Source organism: Vibrio maerlii (assembly GCF_003415655.1).
GTDB classification, from domain to species: Bacteria; Pseudomonadota; Gammaproteobacteria; order Enterobacterales; family Vibrionaceae; genus Vibrio; species Vibrio maerlii.
In genome coordinates, this window is record NZ_QRHC01000002.1 from 1 (window position 1) to 11419 (window position 11419).

10 protein-coding genes are annotated in these 11419 nt (G+C 45.4%); 3 read left to right on the forward strand and 7 right to left on the reverse strand.

The genetic code is table 11. The features are described from left to right. The 7 genes from DPF91_RS00890 to DPF91_RS00915 all read right to left on the reverse strand — a co-directional run. The coding region (locus DPF91_RS00890) for an efflux RND transporter permease subunit (RefSeq protein WP_164683976.1) at nt 1-713 on the reverse strand (713 nt) is incomplete at its 3' end. A 1-nt stretch (nt 714) separates the two neighbouring features. Continuing rightward, nucleotides 715-1944 (reverse strand): efflux RND transporter periplasmic adaptor subunit, encoded by a 1230-nt coding sequence (locus tag DPF91_RS00895; RefSeq protein ID WP_117232562.1) that lies wholly within the window; start codon nt 1942-1944, stop codon nt 715-717. Nucleotides 1945-1975: 31 nt separating this feature from the next. Continuing rightward, complete coding sequence (locus DPF91_RS00900; protein ID WP_117232563.1) at nt 1976-3400, reverse strand: TolC family protein; 1425 nt, start codon at nt 3398-3400, stop codon at nt 1976-1978. A gap of 181 nt (nt 3401-3581) precedes the next feature. Next, complete coding sequence (locus tag DPF91_RS22195) at nt 3582-3920, reverse strand: hypothetical protein (protein WP_241033730.1); 339 nt, start codon at nt 3918-3920, stop codon at nt 3582-3584. A gap of 135 nt (nt 3921-4055) precedes the next feature. Continuing rightward, on the reverse strand, nt 4056-4217 hold the full coding sequence (locus DPF91_RS22200) for a hypothetical protein (protein ID WP_241033731.1): 162 nt from the start codon (nt 4215-4217) through the stop codon (nt 4056-4058). A 211-nt stretch (nt 4218-4428) separates the two neighbouring features. Continuing rightward, entirely contained in the window at nt 4429-4842 is a 414-nt protein-coding gene (locus DPF91_RS00910) for a nuclear transport factor 2 family protein (RefSeq protein WP_117232564.1), read from the reverse strand. 222 nt (nt 4843-5064) lie between these two features. Further along, nucleotides 5065-5739 (reverse strand): fructose-6-phosphate aldolase, encoded by a 675-nt coding sequence (locus DPF91_RS00915; protein WP_117232565.1) that lies wholly within the window; start codon nt 5737-5739, stop codon nt 5065-5067. A gap of 240 nt (nt 5740-5979) precedes the next feature. On the opposite strand from DPF91_RS00915, the gene DPF91_RS00920 reads away from it, so the two are divergent. From DPF91_RS00920 to DPF91_RS00930, 3 genes are all read left to right on the forward strand, one after another. Then, nucleotides 5980-6885: a glycyl-radical enzyme activating protein gene (locus DPF91_RS00920; RefSeq protein WP_117232566.1), complete on the forward strand. Its 906-nt coding sequence runs from the start codon at nt 5980-5982 to the stop codon at nt 6883-6885. Between the two features lie 2 nt (nt 6886-6887). After that, nucleotides 6888-9311, forward strand: coding sequence for a formate C-acetyltransferase/glycerol dehydratase family glycyl radical enzyme (locus tag DPF91_RS00925; protein ID WP_117232567.1), 2424 nt, complete (start codon nt 6888-6890; stop codon nt 9309-9311). A gap of 160 nt (nt 9312-9471) precedes the next feature. Then, nucleotides 9472-11394 (forward strand): methyl-accepting chemotaxis protein, encoded by a 1923-nt coding sequence (locus DPF91_RS00930; protein WP_117232568.1) that lies wholly within the window; start codon nt 9472-9474, stop codon nt 11392-11394. Nucleotides 11395-11419: the final 25 nt, after the last annotated feature.

The following is an 11419-nucleotide window of genomic DNA, read 5'->3' on the forward strand; positions in this document are numbered from 1 at the left end:
AAAAAAMAAACCGTTTTATCGTCATTACGCAGACTGGTTGAGATACTGGTTGAAGATTCAGCATTAATGGCGTCCGACACGTCCGTGAGAGTTAAACCGTAAGCTTGCAGCATCGACTCATTCACTTCGACGGACATCATAGGGTCTATCTTAGCTTTGATTTCGAGATCGCGAATGGCGCTTTGACTTAATAGATCCGATTTCAGATCTTCAGCTAAGTCCTGCAACGTGCCACGATCCGCATCGCCATAAAGCTGAATCCACAGAGCGTGATCTTGCATGCGAGCTTTGTCGATGACCGGATTATCTGCATCCGCAGGCCAGTTGTTGATCGCATCGACTTTGGTTTTCACATCATCTAGCAGAACATCAAGATCGTAGTTGCTCTCTTTCTCAATCGAAACGTGGCTGCCCGTAGAGTCTGAGGTTGAAGTGATGTGTTTAATTCCAGAAACCGTTTCTAACGCCTCTTCGATTTTAATCGCAATGCCTTCTTCGGCTTGAATCGGGTCACCACTGTCGTAGGTAACAGACACAGTGACAATATCTGGTTCTAAGCTCGGAAACGCTTCTTTGCGTAGGCTGTTGATTGAGAATAGGCCAACCAAAATCACGCCGATCATCAATAGGTTCGCCGCCACTGAGTTTTGTGCGAACCACGCGATGATGCCTTTGTTGTAGCTCGCGTTGTTAGTGGTATCTTGAGTGCTCATATCAGCCCTCCTCAGATTGGGTGTTGGTGCTGTTTACTGCAATAGCCTTTGAGGGTTCCGATGTTTTTGCATCCACCTTCATCCCAACTTTGAAGTTGCTCAGTGGACGCATCACTACCTGGGTGCTGCCCGCTTCTTCTGTCGGCTCGACATAGATGTAACCCTGGCGCTCAAAGACTTTCGCTGCCGAGGTTTTTGCAAGCAAACCTTGTGCATCCACCATCCAGATTTCTCCCTGCTGAGAGAGTGCCGATGATGGTAGCTGCCAAAGGTTGTCGACTTCTGTGCCTTCGATGGTTGCTTGGATAAAAGTACCCGGGAAAAGCGGCTCTGCTTGTTCTAATGGGTTATCCACTACCAATACAATCGAGCGTTGACGTGTATCTTGCGCCACAAATTGGTAGCTGCGCTCAATCTCAGCATCCCACTGGTGGGCCCCAGTGCTATCTGTAATGGTTGCTGTCCATTCCACGCTTTTGGATTGCTTTGGTAGGTTTGACCATTGTGAATCTGAAAGCGGGATCTCGATTTCGATGCGATCAATGCTGTAAAGCGTCGCCAAATTCGAACCTGCATTTAGGTAGCTACCTGGCTGAATATCTCGACTAACCACCACACCATCAAAGGGTGCGCGAATTTCGGTTTTTTCTAGATCATTTTGTGCTTTTTCTAGGGCTTTTTGTGCATTTTCAAGCTTAGCTTTTGCACTAGCGAGTTGTGGCTCACGGAGTACTAGCGGAGAGTTTGGTTCACCGGATAAACCAGAGCGCTGCCATTCTGAGCGTGCCTGTTCGCCTTGGCGCTGCTCTTCTAAAAGCTCTTGCTTTGCCGTAGCAAGATCGTAAGCTGCGGAAGCGACAGCTTGTTCATAACTCGTTGCATCTAGCTTTGCTAAAAGCTCGCCTTGCTTAACAGTTTTACCCGCCTCAAAGGCATCGGATAGCCATTCCACACGACCACTCACTTCTGCCGCATACGCTAACTCAAAACGAGGTTTGGTTTCTCCATAACCAACGACTTGAGCTTGGTAGCTGCCTGCTTGAGTATTTTGAACTTCGACCTGAGGCAGTACTTGTTCTACCTGTTGGCCAGCTTCGGCTGGTGCGCCTTTCTTGACTTGATTCGCTTGCGCAATCTGGCTGCCATTAAAAGCAATAACTGCAAAGATTGAACCTGCTGCTGCAGCAGTAATAGCGAAGGTTATGGCGTTCTTTTTAAGAGATTTATTCATGGTTCTGATTTCCTAAATTGGTGACTTCGCTTTACTGTTGAGCAATCGCTTGGTTTTCTGATGTTGAGTTATCACTAACGCCTAGACCTAGCGCAAGGCCTAAATCAATTCGGTTGAGCAGTCGTTGGTAAGTGGTATTGGCAAGCTGCGCCTCAACATCGTAGGCTTGCTGTTGAACCGTTAGCAAATCGAAGATATCTACTAAGCCTTGACGGTACTTTTCTTCGTAGCTGTTTACACTGCGGGTTGCACTGCTCAGAGAGTCATTTAAATGTTGCTGCTGGTTTGCAAGTGAGCTTTCCTGACCAATGGCATTCTCAACTTCGTTAACAGCATTAAGCAGTGTTTCTTGGTATGCCCAGTAGCTTTGCTCTGTGGTCAGTTCGGCTATTTCTGCATTGGCTTTTAACTCACCACCTTGAAATAGCGGCGCTGAAATTAAGCCTAACGCACTCCACAGCGGATTGGTAAAAAGCGCTTCACTTGGGGTTTCTGCCATGTCCTGAAGGCTTGCTGACAAACTAAAAGATGGCAACATCGCCTTGTAAGCAGCATCGGTTCTTAAACTTTCAGCTTCGATGTTATAAAAGGCTTGTTGTAAGTCTGGGCGACCTGACAGGTCTTGCACCGACATCGAATCTAATGGATTGAGTACTTGTGGAAAGCTTTGAGCGACCGAAATGTTCGATGAATCTGCACTCCATTCACCGGTCAGTAACAACAGCGTTCGTTTGCTCTGTTCAAGGTTTTCTTGATATTGAGCCACTGTCGCTCGCGTTGAAGCGGTGCTTGTTTTCGCGTTGTCTAGCTCTTCAAGCGTACCAAGGCCGACTTGGTAACGCTCTAATACCAAGGTTTGGTTGTTCTCTAGAATAGCTAAGCGACGCTGCTCAATCTCGAGCAGTTGTTGATTGACACTTATCTCCAACCAACCACGCATAATGTTTGCGGCTAAAAGGTCTTTTGCGTTTTGTAGACTCGCTTGGGTTGCAGCAACGTCTTTTTGAGAGGCCGCTGTGGTATCTGACAATCGCTGCCACAAATCCAGCTCCCAACTCACCGTCACATCTGCGGTGTAGCTATCATCGCTGTCTTCCGCGTATTGACCTGATAGACCTGCATTGACGGTTGGAAGCTGGTCAGCAAAGCTAATCCCTTCCTGCGCATAAGCAATTTTCAGAGCCAGAATGCTCTGTTGCAGACTCGGGCTGTTTTCAAATGCTGAGTTCAGGTACTGATCAAGCTCTGGAATATTAACCAGATCGGTGATTTGGTTTGATTGTTGCGCGCTAACCTCAAGATCATGTGCTTCTGATTGCTGATATTTTTCAATCAAGAGATCAATCGATTGTGTCTGGCTGTTAGTGGCTTGAGTGGCAAAATCTGTTTCGCTCATCGATGTACAACCTAGAAGGCCAGTCATCATCAAAGCGATCAGTGAATATCGAAATGTCATTGGTGCTATCTCCCACAAACTTGTGAGTCGAAACTAAGTTGCGGGTAAGATAGGTTAAGCGGGGTTAAGAACGGGTTAACGTCACACTTTTATGACAAGAGCACGTGTAAACAAAGATTAGCTGCAATAAAAAACGTCAGTGAAAACACTGACGTTTGAACGCTTTTATAGCGAGTAAAAGTTACATATCAAAGCTGAGACCAAGCGAAAGTCCAATTAAGTCCTCACCCGCTTTGATCTCACCGAAATATTTGTCATAAGTGAAGCCAACAGCAATGGAGAAATCGTCTTCCATTAACGTTGTATCATTGTCTTCAACTACCCCTTCAGCCGCGATATAAATTGGGAAAGGAAGGAGATCTGGCATGTTGTAGCGATAACGAAGTAATACCCATTCTCCCCATTCACCGTTAGTAATAGTATTTTGGTGTTCTGGGTCTATTACACGTGCATCTATTTCGTACTCTTCTTTTACATACTGACCCTTAAATTTGGCAGTGAACCAATGTTTTTCATTCAAACGATAGCGTACACCTGCTTCACCTGTTCGAGAATTACGAAGGTCTGAAGTTCCAAGGCCATATTTGGCAAAAATATCCCAATCTTCTAGTTCGTAAATATATTTAATATGAATACCATATTCGAGGCTGTTCTCCTAGTGGTAGAAACCAGGTAAGTCGCTATAGGGTGTATCGTAATAGTAGGTGGACTCCCCCACATAAGTCCCCTCTAATGCTTCTACTGACACTTCAAACTTATGCGCATGAGCATTCATCGAAAGCAGACCTAAGCCTAAAGCCCAACAATATTTGTTCATTAATTATACCTTCCAAAAGACGTATACTTTAAATATGTCAGAACTCTTACGATTAGCAAGATTTTGAAACAATTTTCTTTTTAAATATTATAAGCTTGTTAACGCAACCTACCAATTATCTAGCATCTACACCAAAAAAGACCAGTACATATAAAAAAGCAATAGTTCGTTAAGTATTTTCAGTGAAAGTGACTGATTTAAAAATGGTCAATTACACTGCTTCTGTTACTTCAGCTCTTGCCGGTACATGCGTCTTGAGTAGAGTGAACTCTTGGCACGTTGTACCTTGATGGTAGGTCATTTGCCAGAGGTCATCGGTAAGCGTCCAGATTGAGGAGCGCTTGGAGTAATTACTGACTTTTTTGGAATAAGAGACCCAAACGGTTTTGTAGAGCACAAGATAGACTAAAGGCTGAAGCTCGAACACTTCAAATTCTTGTGCATGGATATAACCTGGGGAAGGCTTTTCAGCCTTCATCATTGCGATGGTGGAATCAAAGTCGTAACTCTTACCCGATACGCCAATCTCACGAAAGTTCGGGTGGATGAGGCGAGCGACTTCCTCCATGTTTTGTCGCACTTCATATTTATGCAGTGCTAACTCAAGCTCAATCAAAATATCCATCTGCTCCAATGCTTCCTGCTTGTAAAACTACCTAGGTGACAAGACATCATCCTGTTTCATAAGCATTGTGACACAGTTTTATATGGAATGCTGTCAACAAAACCATCATACGGAAACTTTTTGGTTACATTAACCTAACAAACAAGAACAAAAGAGCCCTCATTACAACGATGAGGGCTCGGTTAGCGTATTTTAGGACGAGACAATTTAATAGCTTTTAGTTTAGCTTTCAAATGAAAGCTTATCACCAAACGCTGCTTTCCAATCCGCATCGAACTGAGCAACCGCTGGTGCAACCGCTGGGTGAGCAAACATCGCTGCTGCAACGTCGGTTGGTAGCGTGATTGCCTCAATACCCAACTTCATCACTTCCATCGCTTGTTGGGTGTTTTTAAAGCTCGCGGCAAGGATTTTTGCTGGGAGTTGGTTTTGATCCAATAGCAACTGAAGATCAGCGACTACTTCGACACCGTTACCGTTCATTGCATCGATGCGGTTTACGTAAGGTGCTAAATAGTCTGCGCCACATAACGCAGCCAAGAAACCTTGTTGCGCAGAGTAGATAGCGGTAGCCAAAACCTGAATGCCTTCCGCTTTCATTCGCTTAATGGCAGCAAGACCGGTTTCCGTCGCTGGCACTTTTACCACCATATCGTATGGCAATTCATTGATTTGACGCGCTTCTTCTAGCATGCCTTCTACTGTTGAACTCACGACTTGAGCGTGAAAACGTGGAGTGCCGCCCAGTGCTTCTTGCATGCCCTTAAGTGTTTCATTTAAACCCTGCTTCGATTTCGCAAGAATACTTGGGTTAGTCGTAACACCTTTAAGTGGAAGGCATTGGTTAAAGCGTTTCGTCTCTGCTACGTCTGCTGTGTCTAGATATAGTTCAATCATCTTGTTTCTCTCTTCTTTCCACACCACTCATGATGTGACATCTCAATTAGATTCTGTGAAGTACGTTAGGTTGAGCTCACTATAGATCTGACTACCTGCCCACCTCTTGATTTAGATCAATTGAAATTTCATTTGAAAGCAACATAATTTCAATTAACGAAAGCAAGTGTGGTTTTTAAATGAAAGTTTAAAGATCTGGTTTAAGACAGCACTTACTTAACAAAAGAACAGGTAAGCGATATGTATTTCAACATTCAACGATTCTCAACCCATGATGGCGACGGTATTCGCTCTATCCTCTTTCTTAAGGGATGTAGCCTTGCGTGTCCTTGGTGCCAGAACCCAGAGAGTCGCAGTGAAAAACATTCTCTTCTGTTTGATGAGCGCAGCTGCCTTGAAGACTGCCAGCTGTGTAGTGATGCCTGCGAAGGTATTGAGCGTGAACTTGCGAGCAATAAGATCATCGTCAACCGTAAAGCCATCTCTGAAGATCAAATCATTGCACTACGAGATGTATGCCCGACTCAGGCACTGAGCGTGGTTGGGGAAGAAGCCCAAGTCGACACTTTGTTCGACACCTTAATGAAAGACAAACCTTTCTACGATCAGAGCCAGGGCGGCGTAACCTTCTCTGGTGGTGAGCCACTAATGCAGCCGCAACTGGTTGCCGATATTGCTGAAAAGCTGCAACAAAACGAGGTTTCAACGGCGATTGAAAGCTGTATGCATGTGCCATGGAAGAATATCGAGAAAGCAGCGCCATACATTGATTGCTGGTTAACAGACTTAAAGCACACCGATGACGAGAAGTTCCTAGATTGGGCGAAAGGCTCACTCAAACGCATCAAAGAAAACTTCCGCAAACTTGCCCCTATTGCTAAACGCATCGTGATTCGCGTACCCGTGGTGCCAGGCTTCAACGACACCGACGAAGAACTGCAAAAGATTATCGACTTTGCCGCTTCACTTGAAAGCTGCAAAGAGCTTCACTTACTGCCTTATCACACACTAGGCATCAACAAATATCGTTTACTTGATATGCCATACCTATGTTCAGACAAACCATTGAATAAGCCTGAACTACTCGAACGCGCGCAACAATACGCAAGTGAACATACCGAACTCAACGTGACTGTACGAGGTTAATCATGGATTTAAATTTCCTACCTGAGCGTATTAAAGCGCACAAAAACGAACTAGTTAATATTATTACTCCACCTATCTGTACTGAGCGTGCACAGGCATACACCAAGGCTTACCAAGCAAACGAAGATAAGCCTGTAATCATCCAACGCGCTTTAGCATTAAAAGAGCACCTTGAGACTCGTACCATCTGGATTAAAAACGATGAGCTAATCGTAGGTAACCAGGCAAGTAAACTTCGCGCTGCGCCTATCTTTCCTGAGTACACAGTGCGTTGGATCGAAGCTGAGATTGATGATCTAGCTGACCGCCCAGGCGCTGGCTTTGGCGTAACTGCGGAAGACAAAGAGAATATCCACCAGCTAACGCCATACTGGCGTGGTAAAACCGTTCAAGATCGCTGCTACGGTCTATTCACCGATGAACAAACGGAGATCCTAGCGACAACCATCATCAAAGCAGAAGGCAACATGACCTCGGGTGATGCTCACCTTGCCGTCGATAACGAAAAGATCCTTTCTCTTGGCATGAATGGTCTGATTGAAGAAGTTCGTGAGTTCCGTGTAAACAATGATGTGTCAACGTTTGAAGGTCTGAAGAAAGAGCAGTTCTACAAAGCGACTGAAATCGTTCTACTTTCTATTCAACAGCATATGGCAAGCTACGCTACCCTTGCAGCTGAAATGGCATTAACGGAAACCCGCGAAGAGCGTAAAGCAGAGCTAGAAGCAATTGCTGAGAACTGTCGCCACGTGGCTTACCATGCGCCAAAGAACTTCTGGCAAGCGCTTCAACTGAGTTACTTTGTTCAACTGATGTTGCAAATTGAATCAAACGGTCACTCGGTTTCGTTTGGTCGTATGGATCAGTTCTTAAACGAATACTACGTTGCAGATATTGAGAACGGAAAACTAAAGAAAGGCTTTGCGCTTGAGCTACTACAAAGCTGCTGGTTAAAACTGTTAGAGGTGAACAAGATCCGCTCTGGCGCGCACTCTAAAGCATCGGCAGGTTCTCCACTGTACCAAAACGTCTGTATTGGTGGTCAAAAGCTGAATGAACATGGCGAGCCAGAAGATGCAGTAAACCCACTATCTTGGGCGATCCTAGAATCTTGTGGTCAGCTACGTTCTACTCAGCCAAACCTGAGTGTGCGTTACCATGAAGGTCTGAACCAAGAGTTCTTAATGGGCTGTATCGACGTGATTAAATGCGGCTTCGGTATGCCAGCATTTAACAACGATGAGATCGTTATCCCTGAATTCATCAAACTTGGTGTCGAAAAAGAAGACGCGTATAACTACGCATCCATCGGTTGTATCGAGACTGCTGTTCCGGGCAAATGGGGCTACCGCTGTACTGGTATGAGCTTCATCAACTTCGCTCGTATCCTGCTTGCTGCATTAAATAAAGGTGAAGATGCGACATCAGGCAAGACATTCCTACCACACGAAAAGTCGCTCGCAGAAGGCAACTTCAACAACTTTGATGAAGTGATGGAATCTTGGGCAGACCAAGTACGCTTCTACACACGTAAGTCTATCGAAATCGATACGGTAGTCGATAGTGTACTAGAGCAACAAGCGCACGATATCTTCTGTTCTTCACTTGTAGACAGCTGTCTTGAGCGCGGCAAAACCGTCAAAGAAGGTGGTGCAAAGTACGATTGGGTTTCTGGCCTACAAGTGGGTATTGCCAATTTGGGTAACAGCCTTGCAGCGATTAAGCACATGGTTTTCGACGATGCTCAAATCTCTCAACCAGAGCTGGCCAAAGCACTGGCTGAGAACTTTGAATCTTCAGAACAAGAGCAGCTTCGCCAACGTATTCTAAACTTTGCACCTAAGTTTGGTAACGATGATGACTCTGTCGATTCACTACTAGCAGAAGCGTACCAAGTGTACATCGAAGAGCTAGATAACTTTGTGAATACGCGTCATGGCCGCGGTCCAATCGGTGGAGGTTACTATGCGGGTACTTCTTCTATCTCAGCAAACGTACCATTTGGCGCCTCAACCATGGCAACACCAGACGGTCGTAAGGCAACGACACCGCTGGCAGAAGGGGCGAGCCCATCCTCTGGCTCTGACCGCCTTGGTCCAACAGCGGTGTACAACTCTGTCGGTAAGATTCAGGCGAACAAGATCTTGGGGGGCGTTCTACTCAACCAGAAACTCAGCCCAGCAGCCGTGGCATCTGAGGGTGATATGCTTAAGCTATCTATGCTGATTCGCACCTTCTTTAACCACCATAAAGGTTGGCACGTACAGTACAACATCGTCTCTCGCGACACGCTACTGGCCGCAAAAGAGAATCCTGAGCAATACCGTGACCTAGTGGTTCGTGTTGCGGGCTACTCAGCGTTCTTTACGGCGCTATCTCCAGATGCACAGGACGACATCATTGCACGTACCGAGCATGATCTGTAACTCTGTTTAGACTGCTTTAATCAAGAATGTTGTATATGCCGGCGAATGAAAGTTCGTCGGCATTTTTATTCGGACTTAACGAAAACAGCCAAACTTCCGAATTAACAAATAGCTAGGAATAACATAAGCACTCATTATATGTTTTATAAGATGACGGTAAATGGCCATATCTCTAGCATTACCTGAATCTCTAGTTCCTGACTCCTACTTCATGAAATTCAGTACCAAAATCCTGGCTACATCAAGCCTGTTATTTTTTGTCACAGTAACCAGTGTCGGCGCCCTACAACAATCGACCATTCACGACAGTATTACTCATCAAGTAAACTCCAGCATACATGAGCTATTAAAGTCGGTAACCACCACTATCGCGTCTGAGTTTAATGCCAAACTTGCCCTTGTTGAATCCGTTTCCGACTCGATCAACATCAATGCTGAGCAGCAAGATTTTGTTAATGAAGTCATCGCCTCCCCTACGTTAAAAGAGGGTTTCCAAGCCATTGGGGTAGGTTATGAGCGCGATGGTACTTTACTAACAAACAATGGTTGGGTACCCGATTCAAGCTACGATGCCAGACTGCGCCCTTGGTATACCAAATCTAAAAAAGAGAATCAGACCGTCATCACTAAGCCGTATGTTGACTCCTCAACGGGTGCAGTGATCATCTCTATCTCATCCCCACTACACAGTGCATCAAGGGACTTTATTGGCAGTGCCGTATTCGATATTTCATTGCAGCCGTTAAGTGACTTCGTCAACAAGGTGACTATCTTCGAAGCAGGCTATCTTTTCGTTGTGACTAACGATGGCACCATCATTGCGCACCCAAAAGAAGAGTTAAATGGCACCACAGTTACCGACCATATTCCCAATGCAAAAGTCATTGAAGGGCGACAAGAAATATTTTTTGGTGAACATACATACATAATCGATTTAGCACCCGTCCCTGGACGTGACTGGTTTGTAGGAACGGTGGTAGACACTACATTGGCCTATGCCGCAGCAGATAAAGCCAAGGCACAGCTAATCTGGTTAAGCTTAATTGGTCTAATCGTCGGTATGGGGTGTTTCTTATTGATCATCCGCCACCTGTTCAAGCCAGTGGTTGAGATGGAAAAAACTCTGTTTGATATCGTCAACGGCAATGGTGACCTAACTCAACGCTTGAGCACTGACAGTGATGAGGAGTTTGCTGTATTAGCACGCGGCTTCAATCAATTTGTTTCTAATCTTCAATCCCAGATCAGCCAATCTAAACAGATTACCGAGCAGGTCAGCGAGCAAGTACATAAAACCGCTATTGAAGCGAAAGAATCAAACTCGGCAGCACTCAAACAAATGGAGCAGGTTGAGCTGGTTGTAGCGGCAATGAGCCAAATGGATAGTGCTTCGCAAGAGGTTGCGAGCAATGCAGAAAACGCCGCCAGTTTGACACAGACAGCTAATGAGATCAGCGAAACGAGCTCAACCGTTGTTTTGAGCACCAATCAGCATATTGCTCGAGTATCAAACAATATTAAAACGACAGTTTCTGAGGTTGAGGAGCTGAAAACGGCCACCGATAACATCGGCCATATTGTTGAGGTGATCAACAGTATCGCTGACCAAACTAACCTACTTGCTCTCAATGCCGCGATTGAAGCGGCGCGAGCAGGCAGTGCTGGCAAAGGCTTTGCTGTCGTTGCTGATGAGGTGCGAACGCTTGCTAAACGCACGCAATCAGCAACCACAGAGATCCACACCATGATTGAGCGTTTGAAGCTAAGCGCCAACTCGTTGGCAAACTCAATGTCACAGAGTAAACATAACGTGGATACGGCAGTTCAAAGCTCAGTAGAAGCGAACCAGTCAATCTTAAAAACTCAAGAGAAGATTGCTCAGCTATCAGAGCTGAGTGCACAAATCGCGGCGGCGGCGGAAGAGCAAAGTTCGGTAACCAAAGAGATCAATACCAATACTCTGCAGATCAATGATTTAAGTAAGCAGGTTGCCGATATCGCTAACAATACAAGCTTAGGTGTGAGTGAGCAGGTGAAACAAGTGAAAAGACAGCAAGAGCTGCTCGAACACTTCATCGTGTAAATCAATAGTCTAAAAAGAATCCACA

Bases quoted from the DNA above. Each gene is read 5' to 3' on its own strand.
- DPF91_RS00895 (WP_117232562.1), bottom strand. From the start codon at position 1,944: ATGAATAAATCTCTTAAAAAGAACGCCATAACCTTCGCTATTACTGCT.
- DPF91_RS00900 (WP_117232563.1), bottom strand. From the start codon at position 3,400: ATGACATTTCGATATTCACTGATCGCTTTGATGATGACTGGCCTTCTA.
- DPF91_RS22200 (WP_241033731.1), bottom strand. From the start codon at position 4,217: ATGAACAAATATTGTTGGGCTTTAGGCTTAGGTCTGCTTTCGATGAAT.
- DPF91_RS00910 (WP_117232564.1), bottom strand. From the start codon at position 4,842: ATGGATATTTTGATTGAGCTTGAGTTAGCACTGCATAAATATGAAGTG.
- DPF91_RS00915 (WP_117232565.1), bottom strand. From the start codon at position 5,739: ATGATTGAACTATATCTAGACACAGCAGACGTAGCAGAGACGAAACGC.
- DPF91_RS00920 (WP_117232566.1), top strand. From the start codon at position 5,980: ATGTATTTCAACATTCAACGATTCTCAACCCATGATGGCGACGGTATT.
- DPF91_RS00925 (WP_117232567.1), top strand. From the start codon at position 6,888: ATGGATTTAAATTTCCTACCTGAGCGTATTAAAGCGCACAAAAACGAA.
- DPF91_RS00930 (WP_117232568.1), top strand. From the start codon at position 9,472: ATGGCCATATCTCTAGCATTACCTGAATCTCTAGTTCCTGACTCCTAC.